Below are 21763 nucleotides of genomic sequence, written 5' to 3'. Positions count from 1 at the left end.
CGCCCGGTCATCGTGGCGGCGCGAGGTTTCGCTGGGGGGTGCGCCAGGTAACAGAGTGGCGACATGGACACGTCACATCAAGGGGTGTGACGTGTCCTGACGGAGCGTCGGATTCCGCCGGGTGGGAGTGAGTTCCCGGTGGGGACGGAGTCGGGCCGGGCGTCGGCCGCGGCGCGTGGGCCGGCCGCCCGTGGCGCGTGAGCCGGCCGTCTGTGGGGCGCCGAGGGGCGCGTGTCGCCCGGGCCGGCGGGGCGTGGGGCGCCGAGGGGTGCGTGTCGCCCGGGCCGGCGGGGTGTGGGGCGCCGAAGGGTGCGTGTCGCCCGGGCCGGCGGGGTGTGGGGCGCCGAGGGGTGCGTGTCACCCCGGCCGCCGGGCGTGGTCACGGTCGTGGGGGCGGGTGGAGCCGGCGGTACGGCTCCGAGGGTGGACGTGTCGACCTGCGCGGCGCCGTACGGCAGGCGGGCCGGACGGCGGTGCGGCCTGGTGGGGCGGACGTGTCGTCCGGTGAGGCGCCGTGCGGCAGGCGGGTGCCGGGCCACCGTCTCGCCGGCGGGGTGGGGGCGGACCGGGCGCGCCTCGGGCGGTCGGCGCTGTCGGCGGGCGCGGGCCCGCGGCCCGGCGGGGTGGCGGTGGGAGGTCGTCCGGCGTCGGGGGTGACGTGCGGCTGCGCGCGGGCCCCCGGCGTGGCTGTGCGGGAGTGGCCGCCGGGTCGGCTCCGGCGGCCGAGGGGGCGAGTGGCGTGGCCCGGGGCCCCGCGGCGGGGGTGTGGGCGGCCGTCCCGGCGTCGACGGTCGCGGGGCCTCGTATCCGGACCGCCCCCGTCGCCGGAGGGGCGGACGTGACCGTCCGGGCGGCGCCCGCGGTCACGTCTCCGCGTGCGCGGCCGTCCGTCGGTCCGTCTGGCGGCGGGGGCGGACGGCGGCGGAGAGGAGGTGTCAGGCGTCGGTGCGCGTGAGGGTGATCGTGCCGTCCGGGGCGGTGGCGATCCGGAGCGCGGTCAGGTCCGGGACGTGGATGTCCGGGGCGAGGGCTGCCGCGCGGGGGCCCACGCCCACGACGCGCATGCCGGCGGCCTTCGCCGCCTGGATGCCCGCCTCGGAGTCCTCGAAGGCCACGCACAGGTCCGGCTCCACCCCGAGTTCGGCGGCGCCCTTGAGGAAGCCCTCCGGGTCCGGCTTGCTCGCGCCGACCTGCTCGGCGGTCACCCGGGTGACCGGCATCCGCAGGCCCGCCGCGCCCATCCGGGCCTGGGCGAGCGCCTCGTCCGCCGAGGTCACCAGGGCGTGCGGGACCCCGGCGATCGCGTCCATGAAGGCGGGGGCGCCGGGCACCGGCACGACGCCGTCGACGTCGGCGGTCTCCTCGGCGAGCATCACCGCGTTGTCGGCGTGGTTCTCGGCCATCGGGCGGTCGGGGAGGATGACCGCCATCGTGGCGTAGCCCTGCCGGCCGTGCACGACCTTCAGCACCTCGGCGGCGTCCAGTCCCTGCCGGTCCGCCCAGCGGCGCCAGCAGCGCTCCACGACGGCGTCCGAGTTGACCAGGGTGCCGTCCATGTCGAGGAGGAGGGCGCGGGCGGTGAGCGGTGCCGGGGTGGCGGCCATGAGGTCTCCAGGGGGGTGGTGCGGAGAACGAAGCGGTCCCGCCCGCCGGTCAGGGAGTACGGGCGGGGCCACTTTGTTTTTTCACGATACAAAACCAGGGGCGGTCTTGGCCACTCGCCCCCCTGTGATCCCCGTCGGCTGATCCCTGTCAGCCGCGGTCGTACTCGTCCTGGGTCTCCCGCTCCAGCGCGCGCCGGGTGTAAGCGCCGTACACGCCTTCCTCGTCCTTCCTGGGGTACAGCCAGCCCTGGAAGGTGGCCACGGCCGCCCTGACGTCGTCGTCGAACACCCCGTCGATCTCCCCCAGGTAGATCCACTTGTGCCGCAGCCGCAGCTGGAGCTCCTCGACCTCCGGCCCCGTGTCGCCCAGGCTCAGGACCGCCCCGTCCGGCGCGTCCGTCCGGGTGGGGGTCGGGGAGGCGGTCGTCGGGGCGGCGGAGGCCGGCGGGGGCGGGGTCGTGTTCGTCGGCGAGGGGGCGACGCCGCCGGTCGCGGCGGGCGACCCGGTCGCCGTCGGCGCCACCGTCGGATCCGGCGACGCGGACGCGGACGCCGTCGTGGACGTCGGGGTCGGGGAGGAGGTGCGCGGGGAGGGTGTCCGGGAGGGGGTACGGCTCGGCGTCGGGCTGCCGGAGGACGGGGAGGGCTCCTCCGAGACGGCGATGTTCAGGGAGGCGCTGGTGGTCACCTCGGGGACCATCGCCCGGTCGTCGGTCTCCTCGCCGCCGAGCACCGCCGCGGCCAGCGCCGCCGTGCCGACCACGGCCGCCGCCGCGACGCCCGCGACCAGGCCGCCGCGCCGCCTGCGCGACCGTTCGCGCCGCGCGCCGCCCGCCCCGGAGCCGCCGGCCCCGCCGAGCAGCAGCGGCATCGTCTCGTGGGCCCCGCCCCCGGAGCCGTACGCCGGGGCGTCGGGGCGGGAGGGGTCGTGGGCGTAGGGGTCGTGGGCGTGGGCGTGAGGGGTGGTGTGACCGTAGGTGTCGGTGTGACCGTAAGGGTCGTGGCCCTGCGGGGCGTAGCCCTGGGGGTCGTGCGGGGAGGAGGGGGCGTGGCCGTCGCCGGGCGCGGCGCCGTAGGAGGGCACGTCGTAGTGGCCCGGTACCGGGCCGGGCCGTACCGCCATGAGCTGCGCCGTCGGCGGGTCGCCCGGGTCGTCCGTCGCGTCGCCCGGGACGCCGTCCCGTACGCCGTCCCGCGCCACGGTCGGCGTCTCGTCGTGCGCGTCCAGCGTCACGTACGGCCTGATGCGGAGCGGGTCGAAGTCCTCGGCCGCCGCCATCTCCGCGCGGGCGCAGGCGCAGCCCGGTCTCCGACCACCGCATTCAGGACATGCCTGTCCGGTCATGATCTGTCCCCTCCCCGATACAACTGGCAGTGATTATGCAGGCCACCCCCTGCCGCCGGGTGAACGCACGTGCCCCTCCGCAGGCCATATCCGGACATTCGACTCAGGATGGAGAACACGCCCGGGAGAGACGCGCAGGGAGACGCCCATGGCCCAGGAGACCAGCCCGCCGCAGCTCGGCGGTGAGCCCGCGCCCGTGCCGGGCGAGGGGCAGAGCCATCGCACCGTCCTCGTGGCGATCGGGGCGCTGCTGCTCGGCATGCTGCTTGCCGCGCTCGACCAGACGATCGTCTCCACCGCCCTGCCGACGATCGTCAGCGAGCTCGGCGGCATGGAGCACCTCTCCTGGGTGGTCACCGCCTACATGCTGGCCTCCACGGCCGGGACGCCCCTGTGGGGCAAGCTGGGCGACCAGTACGGGCGGAAGAAGCTGTTCCAGGCCGCGATCGTGCTCTTCCTCATCGGCTCCGCGCTCTGCGGCATCGCGCAGGACATGCCGCAGCTCATCGCCTTCCGCGCGGTCCAGGGCCTCGGCGGCGGCGGGCTCATGGTGCTGTCGATGGCGATCGTCGGGGACCTGGTCTCGCCCCGGGAGCGCGGCAAGTACCAGGGGCTCTTCGGCGCCGTCTTCGGCGCCACCAGCGTCCTCGGGCCGCTGCTCGGCGGGCTCTTCACCCAGCACCTCTCCTGGCGCTGGGTCTTCTACATCAACCTCCCGATCGGCGTGGTCGCGCTCTTCGTCATCGCCGCCGTCCTGCACATCCCGGTCCGCTCCACCCGCCACACCATCGACTACCTGGGCACCTTCCTCATCGCCTCGGTCGCCACCTGTCTGGTCCTGGTCGCCTCCCTCGGCGGCACCACCTGGGACTGGGGCTCGCCGCAGATCATCGGGCTCGCCCTGCTCGGCGCCGTCCTCCTGGTCTGCTTCGTGTTCGTCGAGCGCCGGGCGGCCGAGCCCGTCCTTCCGCTCAAGCTCTTCCGGATCCGTACCTTCACCCTGGTCTCGGTCATCAGCTTCGTCGTCGGCTTCGCGATGTTCGGCGCGATGACGTACCTGCCGACCTTCCTCCAGGTCGTCCAGGGCGTCACGCCCACGATGTCCGGCGTCCACATGCTGCCGATGGTCGTCGGCATGCTGCTCACCTCGACCGTCTCCGGCCAGATCGTGTCGAGGACCGGCCGCTGGAAGGTCTTCCCGATCACCGGCACCGCCGTCACCGCCCTCGGCCTGCTGCTCCTCAACGAGCTGACCGAGACGACGCCGACCTGGGAGATGAGCGTCTACTTCTTCGTCTTCGGCGCCGGACTCGGCCTGGTCATGCAGGTGCTCGTCCTCGTCGTGCAGAACGCCGTCGGGTACGAGGACCTGGGCGTCGCCACCTCCGGAGCGACCTTCTTCCGCTCGATCGGCGCCTCCTTCGGCGTCGCCGTCTTCGGCACCGTCTTCACCAACCGGCTCACCCACAAGCTGGAGGACGTCTTCGCCCAGGCGGCGCAGGCCGGCACGGCGCTCCCGCCGGGCACCGGACCCGGCCAGGTGGCCGCCGACCCGCGCGCCGTCGCGCAGCTCCCGGCCGAGCTGAGGCCGCAGGTCCTCCACGCGTACGCCACCTCCATCACGGACGTGTTCCTGTACGCGGCGCCGGTCGTCCTCGTCGCCTTCGTCGTCGCCTGGTTCCTCAAGGAGGACCGGTTGCGGGGCTCGGTGACCGCGCCCGACACCAGCCAGACGCTCGCCTCCAACCCGGTCGAGCGCTCCTCGTACGAGGAGGCCGCCCGCGCCCTGTCGGTGCTCGGCTCCCGCGAGGGCCGCAAGGAGATCTACGAGAAGATCACCGCCCGCGCCGGGCTCGACCTGCGCCCCGCCTCCAGCTGGCTGCTGCTGCGGATCCGCCGCCACGGCGCCGTCGAGCCGGCCCGGCTCGCCGAGACCGTCCCCGTGCCGCTCCGGGTCGTCGCCGACGCGGCCCGGGAGGTCGAGGAGCGGCGGCTCGCCCGGCGGGAGGGGCTCGGGCTGGTCCTCACCGAGGAGGGCCTCGTGACCGCCGTCCGCCTCGCCGAGGCCCGCGAGGAGTCCCTCGCCGAACTCCTCGGCGACTGGTGGGGGCCGGACCGCCCCACCGACCTCGTGCAGCTGGTCGCGGAGCTCAACGCCGAGCTGTGCGGTTCCGACGCGGAGCACCCCGGAGGCCCGGAGCCGCCCCGCGACCACCGCGCCTGACGGGCGCCGGAACGCGGGCCGCGGGAAGCCGGGATGACGAGAAGTCAGGGCCGGTCGGTACCCTGTGCTGCCGAAGATCGACTCGCAGGCGCACGGACGAATACAGGGGGACGGGCAGGATGAGCAGCCACGAGCCGGGCCAGGGCCGGCCGGCGCAACAGGGGTACCCGCAGCCCGGACCGGCGTACGGGGCCCACAACGCCCCGCCGCCGCCTTCCGCCCCGCCGCTGCCGCCGTCCGCCCCGCCGGGCCGGGCGCCGTCGCACAGGGGCGCCTGGATCGGCGCGGCGGCGACGCTGGTGGCCGCCGTCATCGGCGTCGTCGGCACGTATCTGGTGAACAGCGGCGGCAAGGGGCCCGCGGCCGCGCCGGCCCCGGCGACGACCACGGCGACCCCGACGGCCGACGACAGGCCGGCGACCGAGGGCACCCCGGGCGCGGACGGCGCCCCGACGGCGGCGACGCCCGCCCAGGAGACGCCCGGGACGCAGGCGACGCCGTCGACCGCGCCGACCACCGCACCGCCCGCCACGCCCCCGAACACGGTGTTCTGGCAGGGGACCCTCGTCATCACGTACGTGGAGGACAAGGACCTCGACGCTTCGCCGCCCGAGGAGTCCGAGATCAACCGGGACAACGACTTCGCCGTCTACCCGTTCGGCGACCACATGCTGCGGCCCGACAACGGCGCCGAGGCCCTCGTGTGGAAGGGCTCCGCGAAGACGCCGTCGTACGAGGACTGCGCGGGCGTCGTCGACACCCAGGCCACCTCGAACGACATCCGGATCAAGACCGGCCTGACCGTCTGCGGACGCACCGGTGAGGGCAAGCTCCTCCGGATGACCGTGAAGGAGCTGGCCGGACAGGCCGGCGACACGAACGCCACCTTCGACGTCGTCGTCTGGAACGGCTGACGGCTGACGGCCGACGGCTGACGGCCGACGGGGTGATGCCCGGCGGCTGACGGCCGGCGGGCAGGGGGGAGGCGGCCGGCGGGCAGGGTGGAGGCGGCCGGCGGGCGGTGGCCGAGGCCGGCGCCCGCCGGGGTCAGAGCTCCTTGCCGTACCAGATCTCCATGTACGGCCCCGAGCAGTACGCCGGGATCTCCCCGTAGCCGTGCCGCACGTACAGGGCCCGTGCCTCGACCAGGTCGAGGCGGGTGTTGAGGACGGTCCGGCGGGCGCCGAGCGCGCGGGCGGCCCGCTCCAGGCCGTCCATCAGCAGATCGGCGCCGCCGCGGCCGCGGAACGCGGGGCGGATGAACACCCGGGTCAGCTCGGCCCGTTCGCCGTCCAGGAGGATGATGCCGCCGCACGCGGCGGGCTCGCCGCCGTACCGCCCGACGAGGAACTCACCGGCGGGCGGGGCGAGCAGGCCGAGACCCTCGTTCAGCATCTCCTCGTCGTACTCGTCCTCGGTCAGGACGCGCCGGAAGTAGCGGCCCGCGACGTCGCCGTAGTAGTCGCGGCGCAGCGAGACGGCGTCCGGGGTGTCGACGCGCTCGGGAGAGAAGGTCCAGGTCATGCGGGCCATTCTGCGGCCCGCACGACCGGACGCGCCTCCGGATTACGTCGGCCTGCCCGGACCGGCTTCGACCGGCTTCGACCGGCCTCGGCCCGCGTCGTCCTACTTCGGCGACGCCTGCTGCACGACCTCGAACGACCACAGCGTGGAGCCGGAGGCGGCGGGCTTCGGCCGCTCGCCGCCCTCACCGCCGGACGTGCCCTGGTGGGCGGCCTTCATGGAACCGTTCATCCAGTTCTGGAAGTCCTCCTCGCTGCGCCAGCGGGTGTAGACCAGGTACTGGTCGGTGCCCTCCAGCGGGCGCAGCAGTTCGAACCACTCGAAGCCGTCGGAGCCCTCCACGGCACCGGCGCGCGAGGCGAACCGCTGCTCCAGGACCTCCCGCTGCTCGGCTGGCACGGTCAGGACGTTGATCTTTACCACACTAGGCACATGACACCTCTCAGGAAGCACAGGCCGGGCGCTGCGCCGAGCCTTGATCACGTACGTGCAGTCTCGTACATCCGCCAGTCAAAGCGGCGTGAGGACGACTCGCAGGCGTCGCCCGTGGCGCAGCGCGAACGGTGCGCCTCGCTGATCGCGTCGAAGGGGTGGAGCGACGCGGGCCACTTCGAGGACGTGGGCAAGTCGGGGTGGGACCCGAGCATCCACCGCCCGGGGTTCGAAGAGATGATGACGGCCGTGCGCGGCGGGCACGTGGACGCCGTGGTCGTCTTCTCGTTGTCCCGCCTCACCCGCCGTGGCGCGCTGGAAGCCATGCGGATCATCGAGGAGCTGGAGGCGCACGGCGTCCGACTGGTCAGCGTCGAAGAGCCGTACCTCGATACGTCCACCCCGGTCGGAGTCGGAATCCTCGCCATCATCGCGGGTCTGGCGCAGCAGGAGTCCGACATGAAGTCGGCGTACGTCTCCGCCACCAAGGACACGCTTCGGCGGGCCGGCAGTCACGTGTCCGGCGTAGCCCCGTACGGCTTCACGGCGGAGAGGACGACGAGCGGCAAGCTGTCGGTCGTCCGACTCGTTGCTGACCCGGTGGAAGCTCCGCACGTTCGCGAGATGGCCAAGTGGGCGACGGAGGGCATGTCCGCCTCGCGGATCGCCAAACGACTCAATGAGGACGGGGTACCCACGAAGGCGGAGTCCCTCGGAGAGTCGGGGGCCAAGCGCCTCGCCTCGCGCCGTGCGCGCGGAGTCTCGGAAGCCGTGGAGCGGCCCGCGTGGGTGTCGTCCACCGTCCTGCGCATCCTGCGGGACCCGCGCCTTGCCGGGTACGCGATCGAGTGGCAGGGACGGGTACAGGCAACCAAGGACGCCGATGGCAACCCCGTCCCCGGCAAGACGGGGAAGCGCGTCATCCTGCGTGACGACGAAGGGCAGCCCGTCCAGTCGCACGAAGGGCTGATCCCAGCGGAGGAGTGGTGGAGGCTCCAGGACGTGCTGGACGGCCGGACGCACATGGTCGTACGAGCGGGCCGACGCGTCCCGACCCTGCTGGCCGGCCACGGACTTCTGTTCTGTGATGTCTGCGGTTCGGTGATGGTGACCGACCGGCGGGCCGGGAAGCTCTACTACAAGTGCAACCGGGCTGGCGGAGTGGTCCCGGGCCACGGTGGTCTCGTCATCGGCCAGGACGCGGCGGACAGCGAGACGGCAGGGCGGGTGTGGGCCCGTCTCATGGCCATGGACCCTGACGACCCGGAAGACCTCGAATGGCTGGCCGAGGCGTCACGACGCTTCGCCCGCCAACAGGACACGTCCCAGCGAGACGCGGAACGCGCGGCGGTGCGAGCCGAGTTGGAGCACGTACGGGAGTCCCGCCGCATCCTCCACGTGGACCGGCTGGCCGGCGTCTACGCCGATGAGACCGGTGCGCAGATGTTCAGGGAGTCCATGGCGCGATTGGCTGCCCATGAGGAGCGGACGACCGAATGGCTGGCGGAACTTGAGGCGACCGGCAACCTGAGCATCCAGATCCCCAACGAGTGGACGAGCGTGGACGGAGATCCCGTCGGGGAGGGGTCGACATGGGCGGCCTGGGACCTGGAGAAGAAACGGGAGTTCCTGGCGCTCTTCATCGACTCCGTGAGGATCGCCAAGTCCGTCGGCAGGGGTCGGAACGCGAACACGCGGGACCGTGTGATCGTGCGATGGGCTGAGGCTCCTGATTCTGCGGGAGCCCGAGTCGCCTGAGAGCTGCTGGACCATCGCCGCCAGGAGTTCGGCGGCGGGCCGTGTGGCGTTCCTGAGCATCGCCGGTTCACGGGTCGCCCTGGCCAAGCCCCGGTAGTCGCTCGTCCGGTGGTCCCCACACCACAGTGAGGGACCGAGCGGCACGGTTCGGGGCCGGGCAGTGGGGACATGGGCCGACGGCGGGGGCTGACGGCTTCTAGGCTGCTAGCCGTGGCGACACTCGCCGATCAAGCTCTACGTGAGTGGCTTGGCCCATTCACTGATCTTCACGATGCTCATGGGAGGAAGGACATGACCGGTACCTCCGCCGCCGTGCGGGCGGGCGTGGTGCGGGAGCTGGCGGCGCTGTGGCTGGCGGCGCTCGGGGAGGGCGACCACGTGTGTTCGCCCGTGGGACTGTGGACGGCGCTGGGCGCCGTGGCCTCGGGGGCCCGGGGGCGGACGGCCCGGGAGCTGGGCGAGGTGCTCGGGGTGCCGGCCGGGGAGGCCGCGGAGGCGGTGAACGCGCTGGGCGGGGCCGTCGCGGGGACCGGCGGGGTCGGCGCGGCGGTCGGGGTGTGGAGCCGGGTGCCCGTGCGCGAGGGGTTCCGGGCGGGGCTGCCGGGGGTGCGGTTCGGGGAGCTGGGGGCCGCCGCCCAGGGGGAGCTCGACGCGTGGGCGCGCGAGGCGACCGGAGGGCTGGTCCCGGGGCTGCCCGAACAGCTCGACGGCGGGGCGGATCTGGTGCTGGTCGGGGCGCTGGCGCTGCGCGCGGCGTGGCGCACGGCCTTCGACCCGGCGCTGACGCGGCCCGCGGACTTCACGGACGGGGCCGGGAAGACCCGGCCGGTGCCGACGATGCACGGGCGGGTCCCGGCCTCCTGGGCGTGGCGGACCGGCGGCGGGGTGGTCCTGGAGCTGCCGTGCGCGGGGGAGCGGGGCGCCCGGGTGCGGTTCGTGCTCGGGGAGCCGGGGGCCCGGCCGTGGGAGGTGGTGCCGTTGGCCTGGGCCGGGGACCGCGAGCCGGTACGGGCCGCGCACGTCGAGGCGGCGCTGCCGCGGTTCTCGCTGCGGAGCCGGATCGACGTACGGCCCTGGCTGGCGTCGGCGGGTGCCGGGGGCGCGCTGCGGCCCGGCGCCGACTTCTCCGGTCTGTCGCCGGAGGCGATGTTCGTGTCGCGGGTGGCCCAGGAGGCGGTCGTCGAGGTCGCCGAGGAGGGGGTGGAGGCGGCGGCCGTCACCCAGGTGGTGATGACGAGGAGCGCGGTCCGGCCGCTCCCCGCCGAACGGATCGCCTTCGACCGCCCCTTCGGGGTGGCCGTGATGGACGCCGGCGGGGAGCTGCCGCTCTTCGTGGGGTGGCGGGCGGGAGGGGCGGGCTAGGCCGTCTCTTTCGGATCTTGCCGGGCTCGCGGCCTGATCCGAAAGAGACGGGCTGGGCCGGCGGGTCGTGCGGTCGGTCCGTCAGTCGGTGACCCGGGCGATGAGGAGGCCGTCGTGGCCCTTGGAGCCGACGGTCTGGATCGCGGTGGCGTCGAGGCGGGGTTCGTTCGCGACGAGGTCGAACATCGCTCGGGTGCCGGTGACGGCCGGGTCCGCCGGGTCCTCGGTGGCGACCCGGCCGCCCCGGACGACGTTGTCGACGACGATCAGGGTGCCGGGGCGGGAGAGTTCCAGGGCCCAGCTCACGTAGTGCGGGTTGTTCACCTTGTCGGCGTCGACGAAGACCAGGTCGAAGGGGCCCGCGCCCTCCTCCGCCAGCAGGGGGAGGGTGTCCAGGGCCGGGCCGGTGCGGACCTCGACCCGGTCGGCGAGGCCGGCCCGGTCGAGGTTGGCGCGGGCGACCTCGGCGTGCCGGGGGTCGTACTCCAGGGTGATGAGGCGGCCGTCCCCGGGCAGGGCGCGGGCCAGCCAGATCGTGCTGTACCCGCCGAGGGTGCCGATCTCCAGGATGCGCCGGGCCCCCTGGATCCGGGCGAGCAGGTTCAGGAGCTTGCCCTGGTTGGGGGCGACGGCGATCTCGGGGAGTCCGGCGGCAGCGGAGTCGGCGAGGGCCGCGGTGAGCGCCTCGTCGGCGGGGACGAGGAGACCCGTGAGGTAGGCGTCGATGTCGTTCCACTGAGGGTTCGTCATACCGGTGACGGTACGCGGCGGCGCTTGGCCCGTACGGTCAGGAACACGGTCGTCGCCGTGATCGCCGCCGTGCCCAGGGCCACCGTCAGCAGCCAGACGGGGACGCCGGCGACGGTCAGGAGGCGGTCGTGGTAGGTGACGCGGCGGTACGGCGTGTCGGCGACGGTGCGCAGGACGTGGTCGTCGTCGATCCGGGAGGGGTCGGGGAAGCGCTGTTCCAGGACGGTGAGATGGGCGGGGGCGCCGCCGGTGAGGTCGGCGACGGGCCCGTCGGGGCGGTCGATCCGGCCGGAGAAGGTGACCTCGGGGCGCTCGCCGCCGATCGCCGCGCGGGGCTCCATGCGGTGGTCGGCGAGGATCGACAGGCCCAGGGTCTGCGAGGTGGTGGCGAGCCGGGAGAGCCGCATGGGGTAGACGAGTTCGGTGGAGGCGAAGGTGATGCGGAGCGGGGTGAGCTCGCCGTAGAGCCGCTCGCCCCGCTTCTCGGGGGCGAGGCGGATGGCGACGTACTCCCACTTCCGCTCGACGTAGGGCCGGAGTTCGGGGGTGAGACGGTCGGGCAGTTCGAAGCCGTTGGCGCGCAGCCAGGTGCCGAGGGCCTCGGGGTCGGTGGCGGTGAGCCGGGCGACGTCGAAGGGGCCGAGCCGTTCGCGGCCGACGACGCCGACCGCGCCGCCGGGGGCCGCGCCGGCGGAGGCCCCGTCGCCGTAGCCGGCGTCGAAGGGCCAGTCGTCGTCGCGGGGCCAGAAGTAGGCGCGCTCGCGCTCCTCGGGGGCGGAGAGTTCCTCGATCCGGTCGAAGAGCTCCGGGTCGCCGAGGGTGACGTCCGCCCGGTGCGGCACCGGCATGACCCAAGCGGCCTGGCGTGCGTCGCCGTGGACGCGGAAGCGCATGACGACGGTCTCGGTCCGTCCGTCCCAGCGGACGGCGGACTCCTCCCGGTCGACGCCGATGCGCTCCGACGGGCGCGTGATCATGGCGCCGCAGCCGCAGGCCCAGGCGGGCGCGACGAGCGAGCCGAGCTGGAGCGCGAGCAGCGCGACGAGTGTGGTCAGGATTCTGTGTGTGGTCCCCCGCATGCCCGATCGGACGTGCGGGGGAGGCGGACGGTTCCGGCGGCGGTTCCGGCGGCCGTCCGGTACCGGCGGGTGGTGGTGTGAGGAACGGCGGGAGGGGCGGCCGGTCTCCGCCGGGCCCGTCAGGCCGGTGTCGTCGTGCGGACCCGGAGTTCCTTGACGCCGTTGAGCCAGGCGGCCCGCAGCCGGCGGGGCTCGCCGGCGAGGGTGAGGTCGGGCAGGACGTCCGCGAGGGCGTCGAAGATCAGCTCGATCTCCTTCACGGCGAGGGACTTGCCGAGGCAGAAGTGGGGTCCGCCGCCGCCGAAGCCGAGGTGGGGGTTGGGGTCGCGGGTGATGTCGAAGGTCCCCGGGTTCTCGAAGACCTCGGGGTCGTGGTTGGCGGAGGAGTAGAAGAGGCCGACGCGGTCGCCGCGCTTGATCTTCTGGCCGCCGAGCTCGGTGTCCTGGGTGGCGGTGCGCTGGAAGGAGACGACCGGGGTGGCCCAGCGGACGATCTCCTCGGCGGTGGTCGCGGGGCGCTCCCGCTTGTAGAGCTCCCACTGGTCGGGGTGGGTGAGGAAGGCGTGCATGCCGTGGCTGATCGCGTTGCGGGTGGTTTCGTTGCCGGCGACGGCGAGCAGCAGTACGAAGAAGCCGAACTCGTCGGAGGAGAGGTTGCCTTGGCCCTCGGCGGCGACGAGCTGCGACACGATGTCCTGGGCGGGGCACTCCTTGCGCGCGGCGGCCATGTTCATCGCGTAGCCGATGAGTTCCATGGCGGCCTCGACGCCGACCTCCTCGGTGATGGCGTACTCGGGATCGTCGTACGCCACCATCTTGTTGGACCAGTCGAAGATCCGGGAGCGGTCCTCCTGGGGGACGCCGATGAGTTCGGCGATGGCCTGGAGGGGGAGTTCGACGGCGACCCGGGTGACGAAGTCGAAGGTGCCGTCGGGGTCTTCGGCGGCGGCTGCCCTGGCCTCGTCGGCGATCGCGCGGGCGCGGGCGTGCAGGACGGTCTCCAGGCCGCGGATCGCGCGCGGGGTGAAGCCGCGCTGGACGATCTGGCGGACGCGGGTGTGCTCGGGCGGGTCCATGTTGAGCATGATCAGCTTCTGGACGTCGATCTGTTCGCGTCCGATGTGCTCGTTGAAGCGGATCACGGCGGTGTTCTCGTTCGACGAGAACAGCTCGGGGTGGGTGGAGACGTACTTGACGTCCGCGTGCCGGGTGACGGCCCAGTACCCCTCGTCGTCGAAGCCGGTGACGCCGCGCGGCTGGGGGCACCACCAGACCGGCGCGGTCTGCCGCAGCTCCGCGAACTCGGGGAGCGGGACGCGGCTCTGCAGCAGGTCGGGGTCGGTGGCGTCGAATCCTCCGGGGAGGTGGGGGCAGGTCATCGGCAGCACGCTCCATATCTGATGGACCATCAGAAGTTGCCGGGAAAGGTAGTAACGAGTTCTACAAGTGGCAAGAGGCGCGGCCGTAATACGCCCCCCGCGCGCCGCCCGAACCCTCCCGATGAGCCCTCCGGAGCCGCCGGAACCCCTCCCCGGTGCCGAACTCCTGCCTTCCGGACCCTTGCGTACCGGCGGTAGCAGTCATAAGACTTCACTCAGAACTAGAACGCGTACTAGTTCTCCCATGACGCCGACCGGCGGGTGCCGGGACACCCCGCCCGGTCGAGGAGAGGACCAGCTCATGGCCGCGGAACCCGTCATCGTCGAAGCCGTACGCACCCCCATCGGCAAGCGCGGAGGCGCGCTCGCCAACCTCCACCCCGCCTACCTCCTGGGCGAGACCTACCGCGAACTCCTCGGCCGCACCGGCATCCCCGCCGACTGCGTCGAACAGATCGTCGGCGGCACGGTCACCCACGCCGGCGAGCAGTCCATGAACCCGGCGCGCACCGCCTGGCTCGCCATGGGGCTGCCGTACGAGACCGCCGCCACCACCGTCGACGCCCAGTGCGGCTCCTCCCAGCAGGCGAGCCACATGGTCGCCAACATGATCGCGGCCGGGGTCATCGACGTCGGCATCTCCTGCGGGGTCGAGGCCATGTCCCGCGTCCCGCTCGGCTCCGGCTCCAAGCACGGGCCCGGCAAGCCCTTCCCCGACGAGTGGAACGTGGACCTCCCCAACCAGTTCGAGGCCGCCGAGCGGATCGCCCGCCGCCGCGGCCTGACCCGCGAGCGGGTCGACTCCCTCGGCGTCATCTCCCAGGAGCGGGCCGCCGTCGCCTGGTCCGAGGAGCGGTTCAAGCGCGAGACCTTCGCCGTCCAGGTCCCGACCACCGAGGAGGAGCAGCACGCCGGGCAGGGCATGTGGCGGCTGGTCGACCGCGACGAGGGGCTCCGCGACACCAGCATGGAGGGCCTCGCCCGGCTCAAGCCGGTCATGCCCACCGCCGTCCACACCGCGGGCAACTCCTCCCAGATCTCCGACGGCGCCTCCGCCGTGATGTGGGCCTCCAAGCGCATGGCCCGGGCGCTGAAGCTGCGCCCCCGCGCCCGGATCGTCGCCCAGGCGCTGGTCGGCTCCGACCCGCACTACCACCTGGACGGGCCCATCGACGCGACCCGCGCGGTCCTCGGCAAGGCCGGCATGTCCCTCCGGGACATCGACGTGATCGAGATCAACGAGGCGTTCGCCTCGGTCGTGCTGAGCTGGGCGCAGGAGTTCGACAAGGAGCTCGACGGTCTGGAGCGGGTCAACGTCAACGGCGGCGCCATCGCCCTCGGCCATCCGGTCGGCGCGACCGGCGCCCGGCTGATCGCCACGGCGCTGCACGAGCTGGAGCGGACCGACAAGGAGTTCGCGCTGGTCACGATGTGTGCCGGCGGCGCGCTCGCCACCGGGACGATCATCCAGCGGCTGTAGACCCGCCGGCGGCGGTTCCGTGAGACCTGGCAGGGGTGCCCGGGAAAGAGAGCGGGGCCCCGTCCCTTCCCTCGGGGGAGGGCGGGGCCCCGCGCCCGTGCCGTGCGGCGGGCCGGAAGCGCGGGAACGCCGCACGGCCGACCGGGAACGCCGCACGGCCGACCGGGAACGCGGAAACGCCGCACCATGGGCGGGCCGGGGGTGCCATGGGCGGGCCGGAGGTGCGGAAACGCCGCAGGCCCCGCCCCTCCGTGCGGAGGGCGGGGCCTTGCGGGTGTGCGCGGTGCGGCGGGGCGGCTCAGTACCAGCCGTTGGCCTGCCAGAACGCCCAGGCGCCGTTCGGGGAGCCGTAGCGCTCGTTCATGTAGTCGAGGCCCCACTTGATCTGGGTGGCCGGGTTGGTCTTCCAGTCGGAGCCGGCCGAGGCCATCTTCGAGCCGGGCAGGGCCTGGACCAGGCCGTAGGCGCCGGAGGAGGAGTTGGTCGCCTTGAAGTTCCAGCCGGACTCGTGCGAGACGATCTTGCTGAAGGAGGCGTACTGAGAGGCGGGCACGATGTCGCGAGCGAGCTCCTGCGGGCTGGCGGCCGAGGCCGTGCCCGTCGTGCCGAGCACCGCACCCGAGGCGCCGAGCAGCACGGCTGCCGTGGCGGCGAAGGACTTCTTGCGGGCGGCGGCACGAGTGGTGATCGAGCGGAACAAAACGTCTACCTAACGTCGGGGACTGGGGTCGCGCCGGGCGTCACGGCCGTTTCCGACCGATTCCGGCATGCCGGAACCAGAGCCCGGAGGACCCGGGAGCTGGGGGGAACCGGCCTGCCGCGGTGCTTCGCTGAGCACCTGCTGCCTGGCGACGTCCACTACACAAACAAATCCCGGAAGGCGGCGCAACGACCCCGTGTACGAGGAAGGTTCGGACTCGGCCCGGTGGGGCGGGGTCCGGGCGTCCGGGCGTTTCCGCAGGTCATGCCCGCTGATGGGCGTTTTGAGAGGCTCGTCCGGTTCTACTAGGTACGGTCGTACGTGACGTGGGTCCTATGAGGCGCCTCACCCGCGGACCCCTCCGCGGGCCCCTCGAATGTGACCTGGGCCTCGAAGTTCGCCCGCCGCGTGGCCCGCCGCAGCGCCCGCAGGAGCGGTCCGCCGACCGTGAGGGTCAGGACCACGGTGAGCGCGGCCCGGCCCAGGTCCCAGCCGAGGGAGGTGGCGATCAGGAAGGCCAGGAACCGGACCAGGTTCTCGTCCGCCGGAGCCCCCGGCTGGAAGGAGAGGCCGTGGCTCAGGCCGCCGACCGTCACCCACCCGTAGAGATTGGTGACCGTGCCGTACGCGAACGCCGCCACGAAGCCGTACGCGGCCAGCATCAGCCGCTCCGGCCGCCCCCGGACCCCCGCCGGCAGCAGCCCCGCGCCCATCGCGAACCAGCCCATCGCCAGCATCTGCGTCGGCATCCACGGCCCCACCCCGCCGGTGAGCAGCGCCGACGCGAACATCGTCACCGCGCCCAGGACGAAGCCGAAGCCCGGCCCGAGGACCCGGCCGCTCAGCACCATCAGGAAGAACATCGGCTCCAGGCCGGCCGTGCCCGCGCCCAGCGGGCGCAGCGCCGCCCCCACCGCGGCCAGCACCCCCAGCATCGCCACCGCCTTCGCGTCCATCCCGCAGTCCGCGATGGTCGCCACCACGACGGCGATGAGGAGGGGAAGGATCAGCGCGAAGAGCCAGGGCGCGTCGGCGGCGTGGTCGGTGACGGCGGCCTCGGCGTCGGCGAAGAGCGGCCAGCCGACGCCGATCAGGCCGACGAGGGAGACGAGGACGAGGGCCGCGACGGAACGCGGCCCCAGCCGGATCGGGTGGGTCCTCACGCGCGCAGCGCCCCTTCCACCTGCTCGACCGTGAGCCACGGCAGGGGCGCCAGGACCTTGGCGACCTGCGGGGCGAAGGCCGGGGAGGAGACGACGACCTCGGCCGTCGGACCGTCCGCGACCAGCTCGCCGCCCGCGACGATCACCACCCGGTCGGCCAGCTCCGCCGCGAGCTCCACGTCGTGCGTGGCCAGCACGATCGCGTGCCCGTCGGCGGCCAGGGCGCGCAGCCGGGCGACCAGCCGCGCCTTCGCCGCGTAGTCGAGGCCCCGGGTCGGCTCGTCGAGGAGGACCAGCGGCGGCCGGGCGGTCAGCACCACGGCGAGCGCCAGCGCCAGCCGCTGCCCCTCGGAGAGGTCCCGGGGGTGGGTGGCGTCGGTCACGCCGGGCACGAGCTCCGTCACCAGCGCCCGGCAGGTCCCGGGCTCCGCGCCCGCGTCCGCGTCGGCGGCCTCGCACTCCCCGCCGACGGTCTCCGCGTACAGCAGGTCCCTCGGCTCCTGCGGCACCAGGCCGACCTGGCGGATGAGGGCGCGGGGGTCGGTGGTGTGCGGGACGAGACCGGAGACGCGGACCGTGCCGGAGGTGGGGGCGATCATGCCGACGAGGGCGGAGAGGAGGGTCGACTTGCCGGCGCCGTTGCGGCCCATCAGGGCGAGGGTCTCGCCGGGCCGCACCTGGAGGTCGATCCGGCGCAGCGCCTCGACGCGGCCCCGGCGCACGGCGAGCCGGTCGACGTCGACGAGGGGGGCGGTGGGGTCGGGGGCGGGCGCGGACGGCCGGGTGGGGCGCCGGAAGAGGGACAGGCCCCCGCCCCGCCTCTTCCCGTCACCGGGGCTCCGCCCCTGACCACGGTCCTCCGGACGGGCCGGCTCGCGATCCGCCGGACGGGCCGGCTCGCGGTCCGCCGTGCGGGCTGCCTCCGGACCCGCCGGTTCCCCGGCGGCGGGGGGCGGATCCAGCCGCTCCCTCAGCCCGGCCGCCCGCCGCCGCGCGTCCCGTACGGTCAGCGGCAGCGGGTCCCAGCCGGCCAGGCGGCCCAGGGCGACCACCGGCGGGTGCACGGGGGAGACGGCCATGATCTCCTCGGGCGTGCCGAGGACGGCGTCCGGGAGGAGCAGGACGCGGTCGGCGTACTGCACGACCCGCTCCAGGCGGTGCTCGGCCATGAGGACCGTGGTGCCCAGGTCGTGGACGAGCCGCTGGAGCACCGCCAGGACGTCCTCGGCGGCCGAAGGGTCGAGGGCGGAGGTCGGCTCGTCGAGGACGAGGACCTTGGGGTGGGTGGTCAGCACGGAGCCGATCGCCACCCGCTGCTGCTGGCCGCCGGAGAGGGTGGCGATCGGCCGGTCCCGCAGCTCGGCGAGGCCCAGCAGGTCCAGGGTCTCCTCGACGCGCCGGCGCATCACCGCCGGGGCGAGGCCCAGGGACTCCATGCCGTAGGCGAGCTCGTCCTCGACGGTGTCGGTGACGAAGTGGGCGAGCGGGTCCTGCCCGACCGTGCCGACCAGGTCGGCCAGCTCGCGCGGGTGGTGGGTGCGGGTGTCGCGGCCGCCGACCGTGACCCGGCCCCGCAGCGTGCCCCCGGTGAAGTGCGGCACGAGCCCGGAGACCGCCCCGAGCAGCGTCGACTTGCCGACGCCCGAGGGGCCGACCAGCAGCACCAGCTCCCCCTCGGGCACCGTGAGGTCCACGTCCCGCAGGGTGGGCCCGGCGGCGTCCTCGTACGTCACCGAGACGTTCTCGAAGCGGATCACGCGGGCGGCTCCTCGCGGGCGGGGGGTACGGGGGCGACGACGGCGGGCAGCAGGCCGGGGAGGACCGACAGGGCCGGCCAGAGCGGCAGCTCCGGGGCGGTGAGGGGGACGAACCCCGGGTGCAGGGCCTCCGGGGCGTAGGCGTTGGCCCGGATCATGAGGACGGCCACCGCGATGCCGGAGGCGGCGACCAGGCAGGAGCGGGGGCCGAAGCGGTCCGGGCGGTAGCGGGTGCGGACGCTCCGCCGGCCGCCGAGGCGGAGTCCGGCGACCGCCGCCAGGAGTCCGGCGGCGAGCAGCGGCAGGCCGTAGCCGGCGCCCTGGGCGGCGAGCAGCCCGTACGAGCCGGCGCAGACGCCGAGGAGACCGCCGAGGGTGAGGACGTTCGTCGTGCGGCGGACGGCCGGCGGGACCTGGGCGGTGCGCCCGTATCCGCGCGCGTCCATCGAGGCGGCCACGGCGACCGACCGCTCCAGCGCGCCCTCCAGGACGGGCAGGCCGATCTGGAGGACCGCCCGCACTCCGCCGGTGGGCCGGCCGCGCAGCCGCCGGGCGGTGCGGAGCCGGACGACGTCGGCGACGAGGTTCGGCGCGAAGGTCATCGCGACGACGACCGCGACCCCGGCCTCGTACAGCGCGCCCGGCAGCGACTTCAGCAGCCGCGCCGGGTTGGCGAGCGCGTTGGCGGCGCCCACGCAGATCAGCAGGGCGGCCAGCTTGAGCCCGTCGTACAGGGCGAAGAGCAGCTGCTCGGCGGTGACCCGGCCGCCGATCCGGATGCCCTGCGCCCATTCGGGCAGCGGCAGCTCGGGCAGCGTGAAGAGCTCGTGCGTGCCGGGGAGGGGGGAGCCGAGCACCACGGAGAAGACGATCCGCAGGGCGACGACGAACAGGCCGAGCTTGACGAAGGCCCCGTACGAACGGGCCCAGGGCGCGTCGGTGCGGCGCGCCGCCACCACGTATCCGGCGACGCCGACGATCAGCCCGAGCAGCAGCGGGTTGGTCGTCCGGGAGGCGGCGACGGCGAGCCCCAGGGCCCACAGCCACCAGGCGCCGGGGTGCAGGGCGTTGCCCCGGTCCGCCACGGGCGCCAGGAGGCGCGCCCCCCGCCCGGCCCGGCCGTCGGGAGCGCCGCCTCCCGCGGCCGCCCGGTCCGTCCGCGCGCGCCGGGGTGCGGCCGGGGTGGCCCGGTCCGTCCGCGCGCGCCGGGGTCCGGTCGGTCCGGCGGTGGCGTCCGCCGGGGTCTCGCTCGCCCGGGTCATGCGCGGCGGCGGGACTTCCAGACGGCCGCGGCGCCGAGCGCGAGGACGGCTCCGCCGCCGACGAGGAGGCCGAGCGACGGGCCGCCGCCGGTCTCCTCGGCGGCGGTCTCCGGGGCGGTCGCCGCGGGCGTGGCGGCCGGGTCGGCGACCGCCTCGCCGCAGCCGCGCCGCGGATAGCCGGCGATGCCGCAGAGCATGGCCGCGCTGTCGTAGCGGAGGGGCTTCGCGACGGCCGCGAGGGCGTCGGCGCCGGTGCCGTTCTCGGCGATCCGGGCGCAGCCCGTCGTCGGCGAGTCCTTCGGCGGGGTCTCGCCGGCGGGGGCGTCCCGCGGGGTGCCGAAGTCGACGACGACCGCGATCCGCTTCGTGCCGGGCGCCTGCTCGACGTCGGCGCAGACCGCGCCGAAGTCGGGCGCGGCGGTCGGCCTCGTCGCGTCGGCGGAGTCCTCGCTCAGCGCGAAGCGGAAGCCGATCGCGTCGCCGTCGGCGGGCCGGGCGGTCGCCGGGCCCTGGGTGGCGTAGCTCCACTTCCCGGCGTCGGACTCCCAGAACGACCAGTACCGGTAGCCCGCCGCCTGGGCGGGCGCGGCCGCGCCGAGGGCGAGCAGCAGCCCGGCCGTACCGGTGGCGAGCGCCCCGGCGGCCCGTCCCCGGCGCGCCACTCCTCGGGTCACTTCTTGCGGCCGCTCAGGAGGAAGCCGATGCCGACGCCGGCGACCATGCCGATGCCGATGATCCACCAGACGTCGAAACCGAGGAAGGAGTCGTCCTCCTCGTCCTCGGTGGAGGCGGCGGAGGTGTCGGGGGTCTTGGGCGTCGGGCCGGTCGCGTTCAGCGCCTCGACCAGGTCGACCTTGCCGAACTCGCGCGGGTCGGCCTCCATGGCGCGGGCGGCGAGGATCAGCTGCGCGTAGGCGGCGGGGCCGGACTCCTTCGCCCACGGGGCCGCGTTCTGCTCCAGCCACTGGAGGGCGGGCTCCGCGAGGCGGGCGGTGCCGGCGGCGGCGAGGGCGACGACGGCGTCGGCGGTGTTGCCGAAGTCCGGCTTCGGCTCGGTGTCGGTGGCGCCCGGCAGCGGCGGGGTGGTCAGGTGCCCGGTCTGCACGAGCGCCTTGGCCAGGTAGGAGGCGCCGTTGAGGGCGGCCCGCTCGACGGTGGGCTCGGAGAGGTCGGCGCAGGTCGGGGCCTGCGGCGGGGTGGCCTTGACGGCCGTGATGCCCTTGCCGAGCCCGGCGAGGGTGGCGGCGGCGGTCGCGTCCGCGTTGGCGAGCAGCTTGCCCGCCTTGTCCGGCTGGTACGCGAAGGCGCCCGCCCCCTCGTCGTCGGAGCAGGGCAGCGCGAGCGCGAGCAGCGCGTCGTAGGGGGTGCGGCCCTGGGCCGAGGTGTACGAGCCGGGCTTGACGCCGGACGCGGCGAGGGCGCTGACGACGATGGAGGTCGAGTTGGCGTCGCTGGGGCCGCCGGGGGTGTAGCTCCAGCCGCCGTCCTTGTTCTGCACGCCGCGCAGCCAGCCGTAGCCGGACTTGACCGCGGTGTCGATCTTCGTCGGGTCGGCGGCCTCGCGGCGGACGGCGCCGAGCGCCTGGAGGGCGACGGCGGTGGCGTTGGAGTCCCGCATCGTCGTGGCGTCGCAGGGCTTCGTGGCGTCCGCGCGGTACGAGGCGAAGGAGCCGTCGGCGCACTGCTGGCCGAGCAGCCAGTCGACGGCCTGGTCGGCCGGCTGGTAGCCGGTGGCACGCTGGGCGAGGAAGGCGAGCGACTGGCGCCAGACGCCGTCGTAGGTCGGGTCGCCCTTGCCGTACAGACCGGGCGGGAGCGCGGCGGCGGCCGCGCTCGGCGAGGGCGCGGCGGAGGCCACGCCGGTCGCGGCGGTGCTGAGCACGGCTGCCGCTGCGGTGAGCGCGGCGGCGGCGCGACGGACGCTGATCATGGTTGCCTCTCGTG

Annotated in this window: 18 protein-coding genes; 5 read left to right on the top strand and 13 right to left on the bottom strand. The window is 74.4% G+C overall.

What is annotated here, in order from left to right; translation table 11 throughout:
- Positions 1–935: 935 nt before the first annotated feature.
- On the bottom strand, positions 936–1604 hold the full coding sequence (locus ACFVU3_RS16170; RefSeq protein ID WP_390066577.1) for an HAD-IA family hydrolase: 669 nt from the start codon (positions 1602–1604) through the stop codon (positions 936–938).
- A gap of 148 nt (positions 1605–1752) precedes the next feature.
- Complete coding sequence (locus tag ACFVU3_RS16165; RefSeq protein ID WP_390066576.1) at positions 1753–2949, bottom strand: peptidoglycan-binding protein; 1197 nt, start codon at positions 2947–2949, stop codon at positions 1753–1755.
- A gap of 148 nt (positions 2950–3097) precedes the next feature.
- Here ACFVU3_RS16165 and ACFVU3_RS16160 point away from each other — a divergent pair, with 148 nt between their 5' ends.
- Positions 3098–5173 carry an MDR family MFS transporter gene (locus ACFVU3_RS16160; protein ID WP_390066574.1) on the top strand — a complete coding sequence of 692 codons (2076 nt, stop codon included), beginning with the start codon at positions 3098–3100 and terminating at the stop codon, positions 5171–5173.
- A gap of 119 nt (positions 5174–5292) precedes the next feature.
- A complete protein-coding gene (locus tag ACFVU3_RS16155) occupies positions 5293–6087 on the top strand; it encodes a hypothetical protein (protein WP_390066573.1) in 795 nt (264 codons plus the stop codon).
- A 133-nt stretch (positions 6088–6220) separates the two neighbouring features.
- Here ACFVU3_RS16155 and ACFVU3_RS16150 read toward each other — a convergent pair whose 3' ends face one another.
- Positions 6221–6706, bottom strand: coding sequence for a GNAT family N-acetyltransferase (locus ACFVU3_RS16150; RefSeq protein ID WP_390066572.1), 486 nt, complete (start codon positions 6704–6706; stop codon positions 6221–6223).
- A gap of 93 nt (positions 6707–6799) precedes the next feature.
- Positions 6800–7129 (bottom strand): antibiotic biosynthesis monooxygenase family protein, encoded by a 330-nt coding sequence (locus tag ACFVU3_RS16145; protein WP_390066571.1) that lies wholly within the window; start codon positions 7127–7129, stop codon positions 6800–6802.
- Here ACFVU3_RS16145 and ACFVU3_RS16140 point away from each other — a divergent pair, their 5' ends adjacent.
- Both ACFVU3_RS16140 and ACFVU3_RS16135 read left to right on the top strand, forming a co-directional pair.
- Positions 7130–8887: a recombinase family protein gene (locus tag ACFVU3_RS16140; RefSeq protein WP_390066569.1), complete on the top strand. Its 1758-nt coding sequence runs from the start codon at positions 7130–7132 to the stop codon at positions 8885–8887.
- Positions 8888–9178: 291 nt separating this feature from the next.
- Positions 9179–10249: a serpin family protein gene (locus ACFVU3_RS16135; RefSeq protein WP_390066568.1), complete on the top strand. Its 1071-nt coding sequence runs from the start codon at positions 9179–9181 to the stop codon at positions 10247–10249.
- Positions 10250–10330: 81 nt separating this feature from the next.
- On the opposite strand, the gene ACFVU3_RS16130 is transcribed toward ACFVU3_RS16135, so the two are convergent.
- The 3 genes from ACFVU3_RS16130 to ACFVU3_RS16120 form a co-directional block, all read right to left on the bottom strand.
- Entirely contained in the window at positions 10331–10999 is a 669-nt protein-coding gene (locus ACFVU3_RS16130; RefSeq protein WP_390066567.1) for an O-methyltransferase, read from the bottom strand.
- Positions 10996–12078 (bottom strand): DUF2330 domain-containing protein, encoded by a 1083-nt coding sequence (locus tag ACFVU3_RS16125; protein ID WP_390066565.1) that lies wholly within the window; start codon positions 12076–12078, stop codon positions 10996–10998. The genes ACFVU3_RS16130 and ACFVU3_RS16125 overlap by 4 nt, the downstream gene beginning before the upstream one ends.
- A gap of 119 nt (positions 12079–12197) precedes the next feature.
- A complete protein-coding gene (locus tag ACFVU3_RS16120) occupies positions 12198–13457 on the bottom strand; it encodes a cytochrome P450 (RefSeq protein WP_390066563.1) in 1260 nt (419 codons plus the stop codon).
- 301 nt (positions 13458–13758) lie between these two features.
- Here ACFVU3_RS16120 and ACFVU3_RS16115 point away from each other — a divergent pair, with 301 nt between their 5' ends.
- Entirely contained in the window at positions 13759–14937 is a 1179-nt protein-coding gene (locus tag ACFVU3_RS16115) for a steroid 3-ketoacyl-CoA thiolase (RefSeq protein ID WP_390066561.1), read from the top strand.
- 298 nt (positions 14938–15235) lie between these two features.
- On the opposite strand, the gene ACFVU3_RS16110 is transcribed toward ACFVU3_RS16115, so the two are convergent.
- The 6 genes from ACFVU3_RS16110 to ACFVU3_RS16085 all read right to left on the bottom strand — a co-directional run bounded on the left by ACFVU3_RS16110 (position 15236) and on the right by ACFVU3_RS16085 (position 21749).
- Positions 15236–15637 carry a transglycosylase SLT domain-containing protein gene (locus ACFVU3_RS16110; protein ID WP_390066559.1) on the bottom strand — a complete coding sequence of 134 codons (402 nt, stop codon included), beginning with the start codon at positions 15635–15637 and terminating at the stop codon, positions 15236–15238.
- A gap of 305 nt (positions 15638–15942) precedes the next feature.
- A complete protein-coding gene (locus ACFVU3_RS16105; RefSeq protein ID WP_390066557.1) occupies positions 15943–16800 on the bottom strand; it encodes an ECF transporter S component in 858 nt (285 codons plus the stop codon).
- The gene (locus ACFVU3_RS16100) at positions 16797–18557 is read right to left on the bottom strand and encodes an ABC transporter ATP-binding protein (protein ID WP_390066555.1); all 1761 of its coding nucleotides are present in this window, start codon (positions 18555–18557) and stop codon (positions 16797–16799) included. The genes ACFVU3_RS16105 and ACFVU3_RS16100 overlap by 4 nt, the downstream gene beginning before the upstream one ends.
- Positions 18554–19819, bottom strand: a complete 1266-nt coding sequence (locus ACFVU3_RS16095; protein WP_390066553.1) for an energy-coupling factor transporter transmembrane component T — start codon at positions 19817–19819, stop codon at positions 18554–18556. Before ACFVU3_RS16095 ends, ACFVU3_RS16100 begins: the two co-directional genes overlap by 4 nt.
- Complete coding sequence (locus ACFVU3_RS16090) at positions 19816–20481, bottom strand: SCO2322 family protein (RefSeq protein WP_390066551.1); 666 nt, start codon at positions 20479–20481, stop codon at positions 19816–19818. The genes ACFVU3_RS16095 and ACFVU3_RS16090 overlap by 4 nt, the downstream gene beginning before the upstream one ends.
- 8 nt (positions 20482–20489) lie before the next feature.
- Positions 20490–21749 carry a prenyltransferase/squalene oxidase repeat-containing protein gene (locus ACFVU3_RS16085; protein WP_390066549.1) on the bottom strand — a complete coding sequence of 420 codons (1260 nt, stop codon included), beginning with the start codon at positions 21747–21749 and terminating at the stop codon, positions 20490–20492.
- Between the last annotated feature and the right edge of the window lie 14 nt (positions 21750–21763).

The organism is Streptomyces sp. NPDC058052 (assembly GCF_042885515.1).
Lineage (GTDB): Bacteria > Actinomycetota > Actinomycetes > Streptomycetales > Streptomycetaceae > Streptomyces.
This window is presented reverse-complemented; position numbering and strand designations above follow the sequence as displayed.

What these genes read in the sequence shown, in the direction of transcription:
- ACFVU3_RS16170 (WP_390066577.1), bottom strand. Translation starts at nt 1,604, where the DNA reads ATGGCCGCCACCCCGGCACCGCTCACCGCCCGCGCCCTCCTCCTCGAC.
- ACFVU3_RS16165 (WP_390066576.1), bottom strand. Translation starts at nt 2,949, where the DNA reads ATGACCGGACAGGCATGTCCTGAATGCGGTGGTCGGAGACCGGGCTGC.
- ACFVU3_RS16160 (WP_390066574.1), top strand. Translation starts at nt 3,098, where the DNA reads ATGGCCCAGGAGACCAGCCCGCCGCAGCTCGGCGGTGAGCCCGCGCCC.
- ACFVU3_RS16155 (WP_390066573.1), top strand. Translation starts at nt 5,293, where the DNA reads ATGAGCAGCCACGAGCCGGGCCAGGGCCGGCCGGCGCAACAGGGGTAC.
- ACFVU3_RS16150 (WP_390066572.1), bottom strand. Translation starts at nt 6,706, where the DNA reads ATGGCCCGCATGACCTGGACCTTCTCTCCCGAGCGCGTCGACACCCCG.
- ACFVU3_RS16140 (WP_390066569.1), top strand. Translation starts at nt 7,130, where the DNA reads ATGACACCTCTCAGGAAGCACAGGCCGGGCGCTGCGCCGAGCCTTGAT.
- ACFVU3_RS16135 (WP_390066568.1), top strand. Translation starts at nt 9,179, where the DNA reads ATGACCGGTACCTCCGCCGCCGTGCGGGCGGGCGTGGTGCGGGAGCTG.
- ACFVU3_RS16130 (WP_390066567.1), bottom strand. Translation starts at nt 10,999, where the DNA reads ATGACGAACCCTCAGTGGAACGACATCGACGCCTACCTCACGGGTCTC.
- ACFVU3_RS16125 (WP_390066565.1), bottom strand. Translation starts at nt 12,078, where the DNA reads ATGCGGGGGACCACACACAGAATCCTGACCACACTCGTCGCGCTGCTC.
- ACFVU3_RS16120 (WP_390066563.1), bottom strand. Translation starts at nt 13,457, where the DNA reads ATGACCTGCCCCCACCTCCCCGGAGGATTCGACGCCACCGACCCCGAC.
- ACFVU3_RS16115 (WP_390066561.1), top strand. Translation starts at nt 13,759, where the DNA reads ATGGCCGCGGAACCCGTCATCGTCGAAGCCGTACGCACCCCCATCGGC.
- ACFVU3_RS16095 (WP_390066553.1), bottom strand. Translation starts at nt 19,819, where the DNA reads ATGACCCGGGCGAGCGAGACCCCGGCGGACGCCACCGCCGGACCGACC.
- ACFVU3_RS16085 (WP_390066549.1), bottom strand. Translation starts at nt 21,749, where the DNA reads ATGATCAGCGTCCGTCGCGCCGCCGCCGCGCTCACCGCAGCGGCAGCC.